Below are 19117 nucleotides of genomic sequence, written 5' to 3' on the forward strand. Positions count from 1 at the left end.
ACTTCGGACCAGCGGCCGGACGGCGGAACTACACGGTCGCCACTCTGCTGATCGCGGTTCGTCTGAGGGAGTGCGCGGTCGAGGCCGCCACCCTTGACGCGGACCATACCAGCAGGTCAATCAGTGCCGGACAGGCGTACTCCTAACCAACCGATCAGCCCAGGACTTAGGTCCCGGGTCGCCCCGGGACCCAGGTCCGGTGCGGGCCGGGACCCGGTCCGGATCACCGCAGGCGAGGGGTCCCGGTCACTGTCCGCAGTCCGCACGAAAGCGCACTTTTATGGCGCCGGTCACACTCGGGCGGCCGCAGGTGAGGGCACGAAGAGTAACGGCGTCAGGACGGGATGATCGTCGGGATCTTCGTCTTGCGGAAGGCGGCGAACTCGGCCGCGGCGGCGAGGAGGATGGCCACGATCATCGTGATGCCGAGCGACATCGGGTGCAGCGCGGTGACGCCCTTCAACAGGGTCAGCGCCCCGAAGAGCAGGACGACCTTCACGACGTACCCGCCGAGCGCGATGACCATGACGAACATCGGGTCCTGGCCCGCGCTGAACCTCATCATGCCCAGCGTGGACAGCGACGCCAGCATGGCGAGCACGCCGCCGACGAGCGAGCCCAGGAAGCCGGGCAGGCCGTTGAGGATGGTGAACAACGCGATGCACACCAGCACCGCGGGCGGGGTCACCAGCAGCGAGGCCTTCGTCATCGCGCGGGCCGCCTGCAGCACCACCTTGGCGTGCGGGTTCTCCTGCTCGTGCGTTTCGGCTTCGCTCACACCTGGCTCCCTGCTCGGTTGCCCCCGAGTGTAGAGACTCCCGCGGGTCAGGTCCCCGGCTGGTTGCGCGAGCGCAGCCGCGGGACGACCGAGACCACCACCGCGAACACCAGCCCGACGCCGATGATCCACAGCGCCGCGGCGTCGTCGAACAGCGTCACCGACACCGCGCCGAAGGCGAGGATCCCGGCCCACAAGTAGATCAGCAGGACCGCGCGGCGCTGGGAGTGACCGATCTCCAGCAGGCGGTGGTGCAGGTGCATCTTGTCGGCGGCGAACGGGCTTTCGCCGCGGCGGGTGCGCCGGACGACCGCCATGATCAGGTCCAGCATCGGCACGAACAGCACCGCCGCCACGACCACCAGCGGCGAGAGCAGCGCGATCGCGTCCTTGCCGCTGAACTGCGGGTACGGCACCCGCCCGGACGCCGACGTCGTCGCGCCCGCGAGCATCAGGCCGATCATCATCGAGCCGGAATCGCCCATGAAGATCTTCGCGGGCTGGAAGTTGTACGGCAGGAAGCCCAGACACGCGCCGGCGAGCGTGGCCGCGATCAGCGCGGGCGGGTAGGTGCCGACGTCGCCGCCGGAGCTGTCGAGCAGGCCGAGGGAGAACGCGCAGGTGGCGGCGGCCGCGATGAACCCGAGGCCGCCGGCCAGCCCGTCGAGGCCGTCGACGAAGTTCATCGCGTTGACCATCACCACGACCATCACGACGGTGAGCAGCGCGCCCTGGTTCTTGTCGAGCACCAGCACCGAGCCGAACGAGGCACCGGTGCCGCCCCACGGCACCCAGAACGACACCCACTGCACGCCGAAGATGACCAGGATCCCGGCGCACATGACCTGGCCGGCCAGCTTCGTCCAGGCGTCCAGCTCGAACCGGTCGTCGAGCGCGCCGATCAGGGAGATGACGCCCGCGGCCAGCAGCACGCCGACCGAGTCGAAGGAGGCGTCGAAGCCGTGCGACAGCGCGGGCAGCTGGTGGGCCAGGCCCATCGCGCCGGCGACGCCGAGGAAGATGCCGATCCCGCCCATCCGCGGGATCGGGGCGACGTGCACGTCACGGGCGCGCGGGTTGGCGATCGCGCCGACGCGGATCGCGATGCGGCGGACGACGCCGGTGAGCAGGTAGGTCACGGCCGTCGCGGTCAGCGCGACGAGGATGTATTCCCGGATGGGGAGGAGACCGGATGTGGGCGGCACGGGGACGTCACGCTCGCGGGGTCGGGGTCACCCGCGACACGCTATCGTGCCGCGGAAATCCCGGTGATCCGGCTTCAGGCCAACGATTCCGCGGGTACACCGAGCACCTCCGCGATGGCTTCCTTGCCGACCGCGCCCTCGCGCAGCACGACCGGCTCGGTGCCGGTCAGGTCCACGATGCTCGAGGCGACGGCCTCCCCGCTCGACCCGCCATCGAGGTACACGGCGACCGAATCGCCGAGCTGTTCCTGGGCTTCCTGCGCGGTGCTGGCGGGCGGCCGCCCGGAGACGTTCGCACTCGAGACGGCCATCGGGCCGACGTCACGCAGCAGCTCCAGCGCGACCGGGTGCAGCGGCATCCGCAGCATCACGGTGCCGCGGGCGTCGCCGAGGTTCCACTGCAGACTCGGCGCGTGCGGCAGCACGATGGACAGATCGCCGGGCCAGAAGGCTTCGATGAGCGCCCGCGCCTGCGGCGGCACCCCGAGCACCAGCCCGTCCACAGTGGACCAGGACCCGACGAGCACGCCGACCGGCATGTCCGGGCCGCGGTTCTTGGCACGCAGCAGCGCTTGGACCGCGCCGGCGTCGAAGGCGTCGGCACCGATGCCGTAGACCGTGTCGGTCGGCAGGACGACCAGCCTGCTCGACCGCACCGCCCCGGCCGCCGCGGCCAGCCCGTCGGCCCGGGTCTCCCGCTTGCTGCAGTCGTAGACCACGCTCATGGGGGCCAAGGGTAGTCCGGCCGGTCGCGGGGGCGTTCGCCGCGTCACACCGGCTGGGGTGGGTGGCGGAGCGGTGCCGGTAGGGCGTGGTTGGGCGGGTGCGAAGTGGGCCGTTTCTGGGTGGGTTTTGCAGCCCCGGCCGGTCCCGGTCGGCTCGGCTGGCCGGTCGGCGCGGCTCAGCTCGGCTGGCCGGTCGGCTCGCTGCTCGGCTCAGCTCGGCTGCTCGACTCGCCGGCCGGTTGACTGGTCAGCGCAGCTGGCCCGGTCGGCGCGGCTCAACTGCTCGGCTCGGCTGCTTGGTCGGCTCAGCTCGGCTGCTCGGCTCAGCTCGGCTGGCCGGTTTGGGCGGCCCGGCCCGGCGCAAGTACGTCCAGCCCGGTGCCTTGGGGGCGCCCCCCGTCTTCCACGCTACCGGCGACCACCGACAGTTTCGGGCGTTCCCGGTGCCCGCGGCCCGAGTTGTCCACAACGCTCGGCACAATCCGGCGCCGCCGCCATGCCCGGCGCCGGGCTGACCGGTGGCCAGACTTTCGTCGTGGGGCAAGCGGGTAAACCTCGCCGCAGGGCAGAACCACGACAGTGCGGCTCAATACGGTCGATCACTGGGAACCACCACCCGTGGTTCCCAGTGAAGGAGCCGCACATGCGCCCCAGAACCCCGAAAGCACTCGCCCTGCTCGCCGCGGTCGCCGTCCTCACCGGGCTCGGCACCGGCACCGCCGCGGCCGAACCGCTCACCCGGGGCTGGCCCGCCCCGATCGATGCCGCGCACTGGGAGAACCAGGACCACATGACCTGGTCCGACTACCGCAAGGTGCCCGGCACGAACTGGGCCGATCCGAACCTCAAGCCGACCCAGCGCACCTTCAAGGGCGCCGTCGTGCTCGCCGACTACCCGGACCAGGACTTCGTCGTCACGCGTCCCGCCAACTCGACCGTGTTCGGCAACCCCGCGCCGACGGCGGCGAACATTCCGCGGGCGAACGTCGCGAAGCACTACCAGGACTTCCTCAACAAGCCCGAGGCCCTCAACAACGGCCACACGATCAACGAGTACTGGATGGAGGACTCCGGCGGCCGGTTCGGCGTGCAGCTGACCGCCTTCGGGCCGTACCGGATGCCCGGGAAGTCCTTCGAGTACGGCATGGAGTTCCAGCCGAGCGCGTGCCCGCCCGGCGCGAACTGCGCCCGCGACCTGCGCAAGGACGCCGGGGACGCCTGGCGCGCCGACGTCGGGGACGCCGCGAAGCAGTTCGACTTCGTCTTCTACCTCTCCGCCGGCCAGGACGAGAGCTCGACCTGGCAGGAGTTCGGCGAGATGAAGTTCGGGACGAAGGAGAACGTGCCCGACAGCTTCGGCCCGCCGAACCACGACCTGCCGAACTACGCGGCCACCCGGTACGTGCCGTGGACGTCGTGGGCCTCGGCCGCCAGCATCTGGCCGAACGCCCAGGACGGCAGCTCGGTGCAGGCCGAAAGCTCCGGTCAGTCGACCTACGCCCACGAGTTCAGCCACATCCTGGGCATCGGTGACAACTACAACAACCCGTTCGGCGTCCCGCCTTCGCGCAGCTACAGCGGCCCGTGGGACATGCTGTCGCGCGGCACGTTCAACGGCCCCGGCGGCCCGCACACGCGGTGGCAGATCCCGGCCACGCAGGGCAGCTCGATGGGGGCCCAGCACCAGCTGCGCAACAAGCTGAAGCTCGGCATCGTCGACCCCGCCGACGTGCTGCGGCTGGACCGTGCCGAGCTGGCGGCTTCGGGGCCGGTGTCGGCGCGGTTGACGGCGCGTGAGGCCGAGGCGCGGCCCGGAGCGTTCACCGGCCTGAACATCACGCTCACCGGTGGCGACAAGGCACCCAAGTGCGACCGGTCGAAGGACCCGTTCTGCGACGGCGGCGGCTACGACAACTACACCGTCGAGGTCGTCGACCGGATGGGCTCGGACTCGTTCGCGCCCGACTCGGGTGTGCTGATCACGAAGACGAAGAACCAGGACAACGCCCCGTTCGACTGGGTGATCGACGCCAACCCGCGGGACATCGGCATCACCGACTACACGAAGCCGGACGGGACGCCGGTGAAGATCACCATCGGTGACTACCGGCAGCTCAACGACGCCCTGTTCAAGGCGGGCACCGAAGCGGCGAGCCCGTACGAGTACACCGACGAGGCGAACCGCCTGCGGTTCCTGATCACCGACGTGGCCCGCGACCGCCAGGGGATCCTGTCGTACACGGTGACGGTGGCTTCGCTGGACGGCTCGGGCGGCCAGGCCCGCGGGGCGGCGCTGACCCCGGCCCTCCCGGCCCTCGCCCGGGGAGGCCTGGCCACCTGCGAGTTCGGCCTGCTGAACACGGGCTCGGCTCGGGGTGCGAAGGCACCGTACGACACGGACACGTACCGCTTGAGCGTGTCGACGGACGCCCGGGGCTGGGAGGTCCGCCTCCCGAACGAGCTGGCCACGGCGAAGTTCGGCGGGCACGTGAAGGTGCCGGCGTACGCGAAGCGCGGCCAGGGCGGCGACTTGGCGGCGAGGGTGAAGCTGACGGCGACCTCGGTGAGCGACCCGTCGAAGACCGCGACGGCGAGCTGCACGGCGTTCGGCTTCTAGCCCGGCTTCTGGTCGGGGGGCCGCGCCGGTTCGGGCGGCCCCCTTCTGCTCGCCTGCCTGTGGACAACTCCGGCTGCCGGCGCGAACTGTGGACAGCTCCGGCTGCCGACCCGAGATGCGCCCGAAACCGTCGGTGGTCATCGGTAGCGTGGAAGACGGGGGGGCGCCCCCGGCGGCGGGCCAGGATTGCCTGCGCCGCGCAGCTGGTCGGACAGCGCTGGGTGCGGTGGTGGGCCGCGACCCATCACAGCCTCCAGCAGCGGTTCCTCGACGCCACCAAGCCCCGGGCGCCGCCCGCTCAGCTCAGCCGGCGGCCCGGTGCCACGCCCTCAGCCCAGTCGGCGGCCCGTACGCCGCCCGCCCAACCCAGCCGGCGGCCCGGCGCCACTCCCTCAGCTCAGCCAGCGGCTCGGCGCCACTCCCTCAGCCCAGTCGGCGGCCCGTACGCTGCCCGCCCAACCCGACCGGCGGCCCGTACGCCGCCCCTTCAGCCCTGTCGGCGGCCCGGCGCCGCCCCTTCAGCCCTGTCGGCGGCCCGGCGCCGCCCCTTCAGCCCTGTCGGCGGCCCGGCGCCGCTCCCTCAGCCCAGCCGGCGGCCCGGCGCCGCCCACCCAACCCAGCCAGCGGCCCAGCGCCGCCCGCTCAGCTCAGCCGGCAGCCCAGCGCCGCCCACCCAACCCAGCCAGCGGCCCGGGCGGCGCCCCGTCAACCCAGCCGGCGGGCGGTGACGAACCGGGCCCGGCCCGTCAGGTCCGCGTGGTCCTCGACCCCGGTCAGCACCCGGCGCGCCCGCACCAGGGCCGGGACCGCTGAACCGTGCGTGTCGTCGTGCTCGATGGCCAGGCCGCCGCCCGGGCGCAGCAGCCTTGCGCCCGCCGCGATCGCGTGGCGGATCACCGCCAGGCCGCTCTCCTCCGCGAACACCGCGCGCGGTGGGTCGTGCTCCGCGACCTCCGGGGGCACCGGGGTGCCCTCCGGGACGTACGGCGGGTTGCACAGCACCAGGTCGACCAGGCCGTCGAGCTCGGCGAACATCGTCGGGTCGCCGATGTCGCCCGAGTACAACCTGATCGGGGTGTTGCCCGCGTCGGCGTGCACGTCGGCGTTGTGGCGGGCCCAGGCCAGCGCTTGGGGGTCGATGTCCACCGCGTAGACGACCGCGTCCGGGCGGGCGTTGGCCACCGCCAGCGCCAGCGCGCCGGAGCCCGTGCACAGGTCCACCACCACCGGGAACTCGCGGCCCTGCAGGAACTTGACGCCCCACTCGAGGAGCAGCTCGGTCTCCGGCCGGGGGACGAACACCCCGGCGCCGACCGCGACCGTGATGTCGCCGAGCGCGGCCCAGCCGGTCAGGTACTGGAGGGGGATGCGCTTGGCGCGCTGCTGGACGAGCTGGCCGATGGCCTCGATGACCGGCGGGTCGACCAGCGGCACCATCGGCAGCCGGCCGCGTTCGACCCCGAGCACGTGCGCGGCGATCACCTCGGCGTCGAACCGCGGCGAGGCGACGCCCGCGCGCTCGAGGATCCGGGTGGCCTCGATGATGGCCAGGCGCAGCGGCTGCCGATTCACTCGTCGTCCTTCACCTCGTCGAGCCTGGCACACCAGGCGGAACTCCCCCGTGAGGACACGCGCCGGTCCTACCCGACCAGCGTATCGAGGCACCCGCACGGTTTGGCCGACAAGTACCCCGCCGGCCCGGTGCCGATCGTGCCGCCGCGGGAGCCGTTCGCGCCGGCCCGGCAGGTTGCCCCGCTCGACCGGCTGGAACGATCCGGAGTTCGCCGAGGTCGGCGCGGACTTCGGCCGCCGGGACCGGCGGACCGGCGCCACCCTCGACCCGCTCGCCGGGCTGTTTCGCACCGGCCGCGGCTGCTTCCGCTCCCCGGCCGCCACGATGGGCTGACCCGGGTCCCGGGATCGCGCCGGGCCGGATCTTCTAGGATGCAGGGCACCAGGACGGGGGAATCGCCTGCTCGACGGCGCCGCCCGCACCTTCGACACCGAAACTCCGGGGAGCCCCGCAGTGCCCACAGAGCCGATCACCCGCCGGGTGGCGTTCATCTTCCCGATCTACAACGAGGAAGAGAACATCGACCTGCTGCACCGGACCGTGGACGAGGTGACCGCCCCCCTCGCCGGGAAGTACGACTTCAGCTTCCTGTACGTCGACGACGGCAGCCGGGACGGCTCGCTGGCCAAGCTCACCGAGCTCAGCGCCCGCGACGATCGGGTCACCGTGGTGGAGCTGTCCCGCAACTTCGGCCACCAGATGGCCGTCACCGCCGGGCTGGACCTGGTCGACGCGGACGCCGTCGTCATCATGGACAGCGACATGCAGGACCCGCCGCGGGTGGCGCTCGAGCTGATCGAGAAGTGGGAAGAGGGCTTCGACGTCGTCTACGCGCAGCGGCGCTCGCGGCAGGACTCGGCGTTCAAGAAGCTGACCGCCGGCGGGTTCTACTGGTTCCTGCGGAAGATGGCCGCGGTCGACATCCCGAAGAACACCGGCGACTTCCGGCTGATCGACCGCAAGGTGGTCGACGAGCTGCGCAAGTACCGCGAGCGCGACCGCTTCCTGCGCGGGCTGGTCAGCTACATCGGCTTCAAGCAGACGGCCGTGCTGTTCGACCGCGACAAGCGGCACGCCGGCGTCACGGGCTACCCGCTGCGCAAGATGCTGCGCTTCGCCGCCGACGGCATCCTCGGCTTCTCGGTGACGCCGCTGCGGATGATCACGCGCATGGGGTACCTGATCTCGTTCCTGAGCTTCGTCGGGGTCCTCTACGTCGGCGGCGTCAAGCTGTTCGCCCCGCAGACCGCGGTGCCCGGCTGGGCCTTCCTCGGGATCGCGATGTTCTTCCTCGGCGGGATCCAGATCATCATGCTCGGCGTGCTCGGCAGCTACATCGGCCGCACGTACTCCCAGGTGCAGAACCGGCCGCTCTACGGCGTCGCGTCGGTGCGCACCGGCCCGGGGGTGCCGGTCGAGGCCCGCGAGGGCGCCGAAGCGGGAAGAAGCGCCCGGTGAAGCTGATTTCGGCGACCCAGCTGCGCTTCGGGCTGGTCGGCGTGGGGAACACCCTCGTCGACGCCCTCGGCTACGCGCTGCTGGTGACGCTGGGCGTCCCGCTGTTCGTGGCGAACTTCGCCTCGACGACCACGGGCATGCTGCTCAGCTTCACCCTGAACCGGAACTTCACCTTCCGCGCCAAGGACGGCGACGTCCGTCGCCAGGCGCTGCTGTTCTTCGGTGTCACCGCGTTCGGGCTGTGGGTGGTGCAGGCGGCGATCATCTTCGCCGTCACCGCGGCGTTCCCCGGGGTGAACCTGCTGATCCCGAAGTTCGCCGGGATCGCGGTCGGCCTGGTCTGGAACTACGTGCTCTACAACAAGGTCGTCTTCCGGCAGCGGCCCGCGGCCGCCGAGCCGCCGGTCGCCGAGGTCACGCATGACTAGGACGGCCGTCCCGTCCCGGCTCGCCGACGAGGTCGAGCCGGAACGTGCGGAACCGGCCCCCGCCGGTCGCTGGGCCTGGCTGAACGGCGACTACGCCCGCGTCTTCGCCGTGGTGCTGGCCTGGAACGTGGTGCTGCTCGCGGTGGCGTACCTGTTCGCGCCGTCCAGCCCGGTCGACGAGGGCATCCCGAAGACGGGCATCGGCTCGACGATGAGCCTCCTGGCGCACACCTACCGCTGGGACGCCGGCAACTACGGCGAAATCGCCGTGCACGCCTACACCGGCAGCTACGCCCCGACGCGGGCGTTCTACCCGGTGTTCCCGCTGCTGGTCTGGCTGGTGCAGACGGTCAGCTTCGGCACGCTCGGCCTGCTCGCCGCCGGCTTCCTCGTCAACCTGGTGGCCACCTGGCTGGCCGCGGTGGCGCTGCTGAAGATCGGCCGCCACTTCTTCGACGGCGAACGGGCCCCGTGGCTGGTCGTCGCGGCGTTCCTCACCGCGCCCGCCGCGTTCTTCCTGCACTCGTTCTACAGCGAGGCGGTGTTCTGCGCGCTGGGCTTCTGGGCCTACCTGTTCGCGCTGCGCCGCCAATGGCTCTGGATGGGCCTGACGCTCATCCCGCTGACGGCCTCCCGCATCACGGCGGCGGTGTTCGTCGGCCTGTGCTTCCTGGAGTTCTGGCGGTCGAAGGACTGGAAGCCGCGCGGCCTGCTGTCGGCGAACGTGCTGTGGTTCCCGGCGGCGTTCCTCGGCCTCGGCGGCGTGCTGGTCGCCATGAAGATCCAGACCGGGGACTTCTTCGCCAGCTTCAACGCGCTCAAGGGCGTGCGGGAGTGGTCGTACCACCAGTTCAACCCGAACATCCTCGAAACGCTCTGGCGCGAAGCCAAGATCACCGGCCACGCGCTGCTCGGGGACACCCCGATGGACGCGTGGACGCTGATGAGCCACGTGCTGCCGATGATCGGCCTGGCGCTGCTGTTCGCGTCCTCGGTGTACGTCCTGGTGGCGCTGCGCGCCGACGGTGTCCCGCTGGCGCTGTTCGGGTTCGCGTCGATCGTGATGCTGACGATGAACAACAACGTGGTGTCGGTGCACCGCTACCTGCTGCCGTGCCTGGTGATGTACGTGGCGCTGGTCCTGTTCGGCGAGCGGCGCCCGAAGCTGCGCGGTGCGGTGCACGTGGTCCTGTACGCGAACGCGCTGGTCTGCGGAATGATCTACCTGCGCTTCATCACCGGTTTCTGGTCCGGTTGAGCCCAGCCACGGGGATGAGCCAGCCGGGTTCGCTGCGACAGGAATCGGGCACGTGCTCGCCGCTCTGCTGGTCCTGCCGGCCTTCGGTGTCCGGCTGGCCATGTGTGCCCAGGGCGACGCGATCTACACCGCGTTCTCCCTCGGCGCCGTCTACTTCCTGCTGCTGAAGCGGGCCTGTGTCTTCTTCGGACTCGCGCTGGCGTTCAAGCTGCCGGCGCTGTGGCGGGCCCTGAGCCGAGGACTTCGCCGAAGCCCACGAGCCGCCGCGGGAGGCGGGTCGCGGTCAGCCCGACTGGGCCGCCAGGCGCTCTTCGCGGTCCGCGGTCGCCAGGGCGTCCAGCACGCCGTCCAGTTCGCCGTCGAGGACCTGGTCCAGGTTGTACGCCTTGTAGTTCACCCGGTGGTCGGAAATGCGGTTCTCCGGGAAGTTGTACGTCCGGACGCGCTCCGAGCGGTCCACCGTGCGGACCTGCGAACGGCGGGCGTCGGACGCCTTCGCCGCCGCTTCCTCCTCCGCGACCGCCTGCAGGCGGGCCTGGAGCACCTGCAGCGCCCGGGCGCGGTTCTGGATCTGGGACTTCTCGTTCTGGCAGGACACCACGATGCCCGTCGGCAGGTGGGTGATCCGGACCGCCGAGTCGGTCGTGTTGACGCTCTGGCCGCCCGGGCCCGACGACCGGAACACGTCGATGCGCAGGTCGTTCGGGTCGATCTCGACCTCGACCTCCTCCGGCTCCGGGTAGATCAGCACGCCGGACGCCGAGGTGTGGATGCGGCCCTGCGACTCGGTCGCCGGCACGCGCTGGACGCGGTGGACGCCGCCCTCGAACTTCAGGCGGGACCACACCCCGTCCACGGCGGCGGCCTTGGTCTTGATCGACAGCGTCACGTCCTTGAAGCCGCCCAGGTCGGAGTCCACCGAGTCGAGGACCTCCGCCTTCCAGCCGTGGCGCTCGGCGTAGCGCAGGTACATGCGCAGGAGGTCGCCGGCGAACAGGGCCGACTCCTCGCCGCCCTCGCCGGACTTGATCTCCATCACGACGTCGGAGCCGTCGTACGGGTCGCGCGGGAGCAGCAGTTCGGTGAGCTTCGACTCGAGGTCGGGGATCCGCGCGGCCAGCACCTCGGCCTCGGCGGCGAACTCGGCGTCCTCGGAAGCCATCTCCCGCGCGGCCGCGAGGTCGTCGCGGACGGTGTCCAGCTCGCGGACGGCCCGCACCACCGGCGACAGCTCGGCGTAGCGGCGGCCGAGCTTGCGGGCGCGCGCCTGGTCGGCGTGCACCGCCGGGTCCGCGAGCTGGGACTCCAGCTCCGCGTGTTCGGCGAGCAGCCCCTTGAGCGAGCTCGAATCCACCTCTGCCACCTCTCAGCCCGGGTCAAGACGAGAAACGGCGCCCACCCGCGCGTGCGGGTGGGCGCCGTGGAAAAAGCTACTTGGCGTCGGCGTCCTTCTTCTGCCGCTTGCCGTAGCGAGCCTCGAAGCGCGCGACCCGGCCACCGGTGTCCATGATCTTCTGCTTGCCCGTGTAGAACGGGTGGCAGTTCGAGCAGATCTCGACGTGGATGTTGCCGCTGGTCTTGGTGCTGCGCGTGGTGAAGCTGTTGCCGCAGTCGCAGTTCACTTCGGTGACTACGTACTCGGGGTGAATGCCGCTCTTCATGGTGTCCTCTCTCGTTGGCTCCGGGTCCCCAGTCGTTCCCACGGGGTGAACCGGCGCCGGACTTCAGCGGGTAATTCTGCCAGACGGGCTGACGGGTACTGGAACGTACCCCGCTGACCAGCTATTCCCGGCGCGGAAGGGCCTCCCCGGGCACGCCGGGAAGGCCCTTCCGCAGGCCGGGACTCAGTCGTCTTCGCCGCCGCCGAGGGCGGTCTTCGACACCTGCATCAGGAACTCGGTGTTCGTCTTCGTCTTGCGCAGCCGCGAGATCAGCAGGTCGATGGCCTGCTGCGAGTCGAGCGCGTGCAGCACCCGGCTCAGCTTCACGGTCACGGCCAGCTCATCCGGGTTCAGCAGCAGCTCGTCCTTGCGGGTACCGGACGGGTTGACGTCGACGGCCGGGAACACCCGGCGCTCGGCGATCTTCCGGTCGAGCTTGAGCTCCGCGTTACCGGTGCCCTTGAACTCTTCGAAGATGACCGTGTCCATCGTCGAGCCGGTCTCGACCATCGCCGTGGCGAAGATGGTCAGCGAGCCGCCGTTTTCGATGTTGCGCGCCGCGCCGAGGAACCGCTTCGGCGGGTAGAGCGCGGTCGAGTCGACACCACCGGACAGGATCCGGCCGGACGCCGGAGCCGCCAGGTTGTAGGCCCGGCCCAGGCGGGTGATCGAGTCGAGCAGCACGACGACGTCGTGGCCCATCTCGACGAGGCGCTTGGCCCGCTCGATCGACAGCTCCGCGACCGAGGTGTGGTCGGCCGGCGGCCGGTCGAAGGTCGAGGCGATGACCTCGCCCTTCACCGAGCGCTGCATGTCGGTGACCTCTTCCGGACGCTCGTCGACCAGGACGACCATCAGGTGGCACTCGGGGTTGTTCGTGGAGATCGCGTTCGCGATGTCCTGCATGATCGTGGTCTTACCGGCCTTCGGCGGCGACACGATCAGGGCGCGCTGCCCCTTGCCGACCGGCATGATCAGGTCGATCACGCGGGTGGTGAGCTTGTGCGACTCGGTCTCGAGGCGCAGCCGCTCGTTCGGGTACAGCGGGGTCAGCTTGGTGAAGTCGGGGCGGCGCTTGGCCTCGTCCGGCTCCAGGCCGTTGATCGAGTCGACGCGCACCAGCGGGTTGAACTTCTGCCGCTGCTGCTCGCCGTCACGCGGCTGGCGCACGACGCCGGTGATGGCGTCACCGCGGCGCAGGCCGTACTTGCGGACCAGCGACAGCGAGACGTACACGTCGTTCGGGCCGGCGAGGTAGCCGGAGGTCCGCACGAACGCGTAGTTGTCGAGCACGTCGAGGATGCCCGCCACGGGCAGCAGGACGTCGTCGTCGCGGATCTCGGTGTCCGGCGAACCGCCCTCGCGCTGGCCGCCACCGCTGCCCCGGCGACGGCGATCGCGGAAGCGACGGCCGCGACGGCCGCCTTCCTCGTCGTCGTCCGGCTGCTGGTTGCGGTTGTCCTGCCCGCCGCGGTTGCCGTCCTGCTGGCTGTTGCGCTGGCGGTTGCCGTCCTGACGGCCGTCCCCGCGGTTGCCGTCCTGGCGGCTGTCCCCGCGGTTGTCGTTGCGGTTGTCGCCGCGGTTGCCACCGCCCTGGCGCTGCTGGTCGCGGTTGCGGTCGCCCTGCTGGCGGTCGCCGCCCTGACCCTGCTGGCGGTCACCGCCCTGCTGACGGTCGCCCTGCCCCTGCTGGCGGTCGCCACCCTGCTGACGGTCGCCCTGACCCTGCTGGGTGTCGGGCGATCCGGCGGCCCGGTTGGACCCGCGGCGACGGCGGCTGCGGCCACCCTCCTCGGGCTGGCCGTCCTGCGGGGTGTCCTGTCGGTCCTGCTGCGGGCGCTCGGCCTGCGGCGGGGCGTCCGACGGCGCGGACGCGGGCACCTCGGCCTTCGGCTCCGGCTTGGTCTCCGCCGGAGCGGCGGGCGCCTCGGCCTTCGCCTTGGGGGCCGCCTTGGGCGGCTCGCCGACGCCTTCCAGCGGCAACGTCTCGGCCGCCGCACGCGGCTTGCGGGACTTGCCCTGGCGCTCACGGATCGCGGCGATCAGATCGCCCTTGCGCATGCCCGTCGTCTCGCCGACGCCGAGCTCCCCAGCCAGCGAACGCAGTTCGGCGACGGTCTTACCGGTCAGCCCGCCGACCGCCCGCTTGGGAGCGGGGGCCGTGCCGTTCGATCCGGCCGTGTCGCTACCCACGTCGCTCAAAAGATCGGTGTTGCTCACACATGTCCTTCCTGACCGATCCACGCCTCCAGGCGGATCAGCGGACTGCCGCTCGCTTCTGATCGCGAACCGGCGTAATTGCCCCCCGATACGCGAGATGAGCTCTTCGGCCGTGCGGAACACAGCTGGAGCGCCTCCACCACAGGGGTTTGCGTCCTCCATTCGGAGGACACGGAATTCGGCACCGCCGAGACCGGAAACCCGCCTGCGTCCCTCCGCGTTACCCCGCGTGCCAGGCGGTGCGGATTCGGCGGATCGACGAAGGATGCGATCCGGGGGAATCCCCGGGACCGGCATCGGGTGCGGAAACGCACGGTGATCGAACGCCCCCGAGGGTAGACCGCAGCGGTGCCGGGTGCAACAACCACCCCCCGCGTGGCGGGCGTGGCGGCGGGCACGTGACCCACCCTTTACTGAGCCGCAACCTGCACGCCCGCAAGATCCACGGGCAGCTCGAGGACGTCGAAGCCCTTAACGCCCACCTCCGGCGGAAGTATTCCCGCGGTGGTCAGGGCGAGCACCGTGGGACCGGCGCCGGAAACGGCGGCGGCCACTCCGTGTGCACGGAGCGTCGCCACCAGCTCCGTGCTCGCCGGGTACGCGGGGGCGCGGTAGCCCTGGTGCAGGCGGTCTTCGGTGGCCGGGAGCAGGAGCTCGGGCCGCGCCGTGAGCGCGTGGACGGCGAGCGCGGCGCGGCCGGCGTTGTGCGCGGCGTCGGCGTGCGGCACGACCGCGGGCAGCAGGCCGCGCGTGGTCGCGGTCGCCGAGCGGACCGACGGCACGGCCACGACCGGCCGGATCGACGGGTGCGGCGTGAGCCGTTCGGCGTGGAAGCGGCCGGCGTCGCACCAGGCCAGGACCAGGCCGCCGAGCAGGCTGGCGGCGGCGTTGTCGGCGTGGCCTTCGAACCCGGCGGCCAGCTGCAGCGCTTCGGACGCGTCGAGTTCCCGGCCGGCGATGGCGTAGCCGGCGGCCACCCCGGAGACCACCGCGGCCGCGGACGAGCCGAGGCCGCGCGCGTGCGGGATGGCGTTGGAGCAGCGCAGGTGCAGGCCGGGCAGCTCGACGCCGAGGTGCTCGCAGGTGGCGCGGATCGCCCGCACGACCAGGTGGGTCTCGTCGGTGGGGACGTCCGCCACGCCCCCGGCGCCGGCGTCCTCCACCCCGACCTTGAGCCCGGAGCCGGCGACCCGCACTTCGACGACGTCGTAGAGGCTCAGCGCCATCCCGAAGGCGTCGAAGCCCGGGCCGAGGTTCGCCGTGGAGGCGGGAACGGTGACCGTGAAGGCGCTCACCGCAGGTCCAGCGCCGCCGCGACCGCCGAGGGGTCCACGGCGAGGGGTTCGACCTCGACGTTGCCCGCCAGCGCCGTCTGCGGGTCCTTCAGGCCGTGCCCGGTGACCGTGCAGACGACCCGGGACCCGCGCGGGAGCCGGCCGTCGGCGGCCGTGGCCAGCAGGCCCGCCACGCTGGTGGCCGACGCCGGCTCGACGAAGACGCCTTCGCGGCCGGCCAGCAGGCGGTAGGCCTCGAGGATCTTCTCGTCGGTGACGGCTTCGAAGAGCCCGTCCGAGGCGTCCTTGGCCTTCACGGCGGCGGTCCAGGACGCCGGGCTGCCGATCCGGATCGCCGTCGCGATCGTGTCCGGGTCGCGCACCGGCTCGCCGTGCACCAGCGGCGCCGCACCGGCCGCCTGGAAGCCGAACATCCGCGGCGTGTTCTTCACCACACCGTCGGCCGCGTACTCCGAATACCCCGCCCAGTAGGCGGTGATGTTCCCCGCGTTGCCGACCGGCAGGCAGTGGATGTCCGGTGCCGTGCCGAGCACGTCGCAGATTTCGAAAGCCGCGGTCTTCTGGCCGGCGATGCGCACCGGGTTGACCGAGTTGACCAGGGTGACCGGGTAGTCGGCCGCGGTCTTGCGGGCCAGTTCGAGGCAGTCGTCGAAGTTGCCGTCGACCTGCAGGATCCGCGCGCCGTGCAGGACGGCCTGGGCGAGCTTGCCCATGGCGATCTTGCCCTGCGGCACCAGCACGGCGCAGGTGAGCCCGGCGCGGGCGGCGTAGGCCGCGGCCGAGGCGGACGTGTTGCCGGTCGACGCGCAGATCACCGCCTTGAGGCCGCTGGCCAGCGCGTGCGTGATGGCCACGGTCATCCCGCGGTCCTTGAACGAGCCGGTCGGGTTGGCGCCCTCGACCTTGAGGTACACCTCGCAGCCGGTCAGCTCGGACAGGTGGTGGGCGGGCAGCAGCGGCGTGTTGCCTTCCCCGAGCGTGACGACCCGCGCCCCGTCCGGGACCGGGACGCGGTCCCGGTACGCCTCGATGAGTCCGGGCCACGGGTGCCTGATCATGCGATCGCCTCGCTTCGCGAGACAGTGTTTGATTTCTTTTGGCGCATGATGTCCATGGTTCGCTCGCAAGCGTCGCTCACTGGTCTTCGCCTTCCACGCGCATGACGCTGACAACTTCGTGCACCACGTCCAGCCGGCTGATCTCGTCCACAGTGGACTGCAACGCCGCGTCGGGTGCCTGGTGCGTCACCACGACCAGGCTCGCGCGGTCGCCGACGTCGCTCTGGCGCACCGCCGCGATGCTGACGCCGTGGTCGGCGAACGCCTGCGCCACCTGGGCGAGCACGCCGGCGCGGTCGGCGACGGACAGGCTGACGTGATACCGGGTCGGCGTCTGCCCCATCGGCCGCACCGGCAGGGCCGCGTGCGCGGATTCGCGCGGGCCGCGGCCGCCGACGACCCGGTTGCGGGCCACCGCGACGAGGTCGCCGAGCACCGCGCTCGCGGTCGGCGCGCCGCCCGCGCCCTGGCCGTAGAACATCAGCTCACCGGCCGAGTCGGCCTCGACGTAGACGGCGTTGAACGCGCCGCCGACCCCCGCGAGCTGGTGGCTGCGCGGGATCATCACCGGGTGCACGCGGGCGGACACCGACTCGACGCCGTCGTCGTCGATGACCCGCTCGCAGATGGCCAGCAGCTTCACCGTGCGCCCGAGCCCCCGGGCCGCCGCGAGGTCGGAGGCGGTGACGTCGGCGATGCCCTCGCGGTGCACGTCCGACGCCGTCACGCGGGTGTGGAAGGCGAGGGAGGCGAGGATCGCGGCCTTCGAGGCGGCGTCGTAGCCGTCGACGTCGGCGGTCGGGTCGGCCTCGGCGTACCCGAGCCGGCTGGCCTCGTCGAGCGTCTCGGCGTAGCCGGCGCCGGTGGAGTCCATCGCCGAGAGGATGTAGTTCGTGGTGCCGTTGACGATGCCCATCACGCGGGTGATCCGGTCGCCCGCGAGGGATTCGCGCAACGGCCGCAGCAGCGGGATGGCCCCGGCCACCGCGGCCTCGAAGTAGAGGTCGGCGCCCGCGGCGTCGGCCGCCTCGAACAGGTCCGCGGAGTGCTCAGCCAGCAGCGCCTTGTTCGCCGTGACGACCGACTTCCCGGCCTTCAGCGCGGCGAGCAGCCAGCCGCGCACCGGCTCGATGCCGCCGACCAGCTCGACGACGACGTCGACGTCGTCGCTGGTCACGAGCTTCTCGGCGTCGGCGGTCAGCAGCTCCGGCGGCAGCTCGGGGTGCTTGTCCGGGCGGCGGACGGCGATGCCGGCCAGCTCGACCGGCGCGCCGGCCCGCGCGGCCAGCTCCCCCGCCTGCTCGGTGAGCAGCCGGGCGACCTCGCCGCCGACCGTCCCGCAGCCCAGCAGCGCGACCCGGATCGGACGTCGTTCGGCTGCGGGCAGTTCGGAAGCAGACACGGTGTTTCAGACCTCCAGGCGCAGCATGTCGTCGGTCGTCTCCCGCCGCAGCAGCAGCCGTGAGCTGCCGTTGCGCACGGCGACCACGGCCGGACGCGGCATCCGGTTGTACGTGCTCGCCATCGAGTAGCAGTACGCGCCGGTCGCCGCGACCGCCAGCAGGTCGCCGGGAGCCAGCGTGTCGGGCAGCCAGCAGTCTCGTACGACGATGTCGCCGGACTCACAGTGTTTTCCCACGACCCGGGACAACACGGCCGGTACCGGCTGATCGTTGTCGGCCGCGGAGCGGGAAACCAGCCGGACGTCGTAGACCGCGTCGTAGAGCGCGGTGCGGATGTTGTCGCTCATCCCGCCGTCGACGCTGACGTACCGCCGCGCCGACTCGTCGCCGAGCGAGACGTCCTTGATGGTGCCGACCTCGTAGAGCGTGATCGTGCCCGGACCGGCGATCGCGCGGCCCGGCTCGCCGGCGATCCGCGGCACCGGCAGGCCCGCGTAGGCGCACTCCTTGCGGACGATCTCGCGGATCTGCGTGATCATCTGGGCGGGCGGCGGCGGGTTGTCCTTCTCGGTGTAGGCGATGCCGAAGCCGCCGCCGAGGTCGACCAGGCTCAGCTGGTCGAGCAGCTCGGGGCCGTGCTCCTTGGCCAGGTCGGCGAGCAGCCCGACGACGCGGCGGGCGGCGACCTCGAAGCCGTCGGCGTCGAAGATCTGCGAGCCGATGTGACTGTGCAGGCCGACGAGCTTCAGCGACCGCGCGTTGAGCACCCGGCGGACCGCCTCAGCGGCGTCCCCGCTCGCCAGGGAGAACCCGAACTTCTGGTCCTCGTGGGCGGTCGCGATGAACTCGTGCGTGTGCGCCTCGACGCCGACGGTCACCCGGATCAGCACGGACTGCACGACGTCGTGGCGGGCGGCGATGTCGGCCAGCCGCGCGATCTCGAAGTAGGAGTCGAGCACGACCGTGCCGACCCCGGCGACGACCGCGGCTTCCAGCTCGGCGGGCGACTTGTTGTTGCCGTGGAAGGTGATCCGCTCGGCCGGGAAGGCCGCCCGCTGCGCCACGGCGAGCTCGCCGCCGCTGCAGACGTCCAGGCTCAGCCCCTGCTCGGCCACCCAGCGGGCGACCTCGATGGACAGGAAGGCCTTGGACGCGTAGTGCACCAGCGACGGGTCGTCGAAGGCCTCGGCGTAGTCCGCGCACCGGGACTTGAAGTCGGCTTCGTCGACGACGAACAGCGGCGTGCCGTGCTGCTCGGCGAGCTCGCGGACGTCGACGCCGGCGATCCGGACGACGCCGTCGGCGGCGCGGAAGGTGTTGCGCGGCCACACTTTCGCGGGCAGCTTGTCGAGTTCCTCGACCCCGGACGGCTGGAGCCCGGAGGTGTCGGCGTGGGTGTGGACGTCGGCGTGCCTGGGGCCCGCGGGGTGCGCCATTT

General features: G+C 71.6%; 16 protein-coding genes. 5 read left to right on the top strand and 11 right to left on the bottom strand.

Annotated features, from left to right (window positions below; genetic code table 11):
• Positions 1-334: 334 nt before the first annotated feature.
• The 3 genes from AB0M30_RS26965 to AB0M30_RS26975 form a co-directional block, all read right to left on the bottom strand.
• Positions 335-778, bottom strand: coding sequence for a hypothetical protein (locus tag AB0M30_RS26965; RefSeq protein ID WP_364588800.1), 444 nt, complete (start codon positions 776-778; stop codon positions 335-337).
• 47 nt (positions 779-825) lie between these two features.
• Complete coding sequence (locus AB0M30_RS26970) at positions 826-1983, bottom strand: MraY family glycosyltransferase (RefSeq protein WP_013229530.1); 1158 nt, start codon at positions 1981-1983, stop codon at positions 826-828.
• A 74-nt stretch (positions 1984-2057) separates the two neighbouring features.
• On the bottom strand, positions 2058-2708 hold the full coding sequence (locus AB0M30_RS26975; RefSeq protein ID WP_013229531.1) for an L-threonylcarbamoyladenylate synthase: 651 nt from the start codon (positions 2706-2708) through the stop codon (positions 2058-2060).
• A 643-nt stretch (positions 2709-3351) separates the two neighbouring features.
• Between AB0M30_RS26975 and AB0M30_RS26980 the strand changes: the two genes are divergently transcribed.
• Positions 3352-5325, top strand: a complete 1974-nt coding sequence (locus AB0M30_RS26980) for a M6 family metalloprotease domain-containing protein (RefSeq protein WP_364588803.1) — start codon at positions 3352-3354, stop codon at positions 5323-5325.
• Between the two features lie 705 nt (positions 5326-6030).
• Here AB0M30_RS26980 and prmC read toward each other — a convergent pair.
• A complete protein-coding gene (prmC, locus tag AB0M30_RS26985) occupies positions 6031-6897 on the bottom strand; it encodes a peptide chain release factor N(5)-glutamine methyltransferase (protein WP_091317424.1) in 867 nt (288 codons plus the stop codon).
• A 175-nt stretch (positions 6898-7072) separates the two neighbouring features.
• On the opposite strand from prmC, the gene AB0M30_RS26990 reads away from it, so the two are divergent.
• From AB0M30_RS26990 to AB0M30_RS27005, 4 genes are all read left to right on the top strand, one after another.
• Positions 7073-7231 carry a hypothetical protein gene (locus AB0M30_RS26990; protein ID WP_364588806.1) on the top strand — a complete coding sequence of 53 codons (159 nt, stop codon included), beginning with the start codon at positions 7073-7075 and terminating at the stop codon, positions 7229-7231.
• Positions 7232-7351: 120 nt separating this feature from the next.
• The gene (locus AB0M30_RS26995; protein WP_103344254.1) at positions 7352-8356 is read left to right on the top strand and encodes a glycosyltransferase family 2 protein; all 1005 of its coding nucleotides are present in this window, start codon (positions 7352-7354) and stop codon (positions 8354-8356) included.
• A complete protein-coding gene (locus AB0M30_RS27000) occupies positions 8353-8784 on the top strand; it encodes a GtrA family protein (protein ID WP_103344253.1) in 432 nt (143 codons plus the stop codon). Before AB0M30_RS26995 ends, AB0M30_RS27000 begins: the two co-directional genes overlap by 4 nt.
• Positions 8777-10042, top strand: a complete 1266-nt coding sequence (locus tag AB0M30_RS27005) for a mannosyltransferase family protein (protein WP_364588810.1) — start codon at positions 8777-8779, stop codon at positions 10040-10042. Before AB0M30_RS27000 ends, AB0M30_RS27005 begins: the two co-directional genes overlap by 8 nt.
• Positions 10043-10325: 283 nt before the next feature.
• Here AB0M30_RS27005 and prfA read toward each other — a convergent pair whose 3' ends face one another.
• The 7 genes from prfA to lysA all read right to left on the bottom strand — a co-directional run bounded on the left by prfA (position 10326) and on the right by lysA (position 19115).
• Positions 10326-11396 (bottom strand): peptide chain release factor 1, encoded by a 1071-nt coding sequence (prfA, locus tag AB0M30_RS27010; protein WP_364588813.1) that lies wholly within the window; start codon positions 11394-11396, stop codon positions 10326-10328.
• A gap of 76 nt (positions 11397-11472) precedes the next feature.
• Positions 11473-11703: a 50S ribosomal protein L31 gene (gene rpmE, locus AB0M30_RS27015; protein ID WP_086863515.1), complete on the bottom strand. Its 231-nt coding sequence runs from the start codon at positions 11701-11703 to the stop codon at positions 11473-11475.
• 183 nt (positions 11704-11886) lie between these two features.
• Positions 11887-13923: a transcription termination factor Rho gene (gene rho, locus AB0M30_RS27020; protein WP_364588816.1), complete on the bottom strand. Its 2037-nt coding sequence runs from the start codon at positions 13921-13923 to the stop codon at positions 11887-11889.
• Positions 13924-14333: 410 nt separating this feature from the next.
• Positions 14334-15218: a homoserine kinase gene (gene thrB, locus AB0M30_RS27025; RefSeq protein WP_364588819.1), complete on the bottom strand. Its 885-nt coding sequence runs from the start codon at positions 15216-15218 to the stop codon at positions 14334-14336.
• Positions 15215-16276 (bottom strand): threonine synthase, encoded by a 1062-nt coding sequence (thrC, locus tag AB0M30_RS27030; protein ID WP_364588821.1) that lies wholly within the window; start codon positions 16274-16276, stop codon positions 15215-15217. Before thrC ends, thrB begins: the two co-directional genes overlap by 4 nt.
• 76 nt (positions 16277-16352) lie before the next feature.
• On the bottom strand, positions 16353-17678 hold the full coding sequence (locus AB0M30_RS27035) for a homoserine dehydrogenase (RefSeq protein ID WP_103344246.1): 1326 nt from the start codon (positions 17676-17678) through the stop codon (positions 16353-16355).
• Between the two features lie 6 nt (positions 17679-17684).
• Entirely contained in the window at positions 17685-19115 is a 1431-nt protein-coding gene (gene lysA / locus AB0M30_RS27040) for a diaminopimelate decarboxylase (RefSeq protein ID WP_364588824.1), read from the bottom strand.
• Between the last annotated feature and the right edge of the window lie 2 nt (positions 19116-19117).

It is taken from the genome of Amycolatopsis sp. NPDC051716 (assembly GCF_040681595.1).
GTDB lineage: Bacteria > Actinomycetota > Actinomycetes > Mycobacteriales > Pseudonocardiaceae > Amycolatopsis.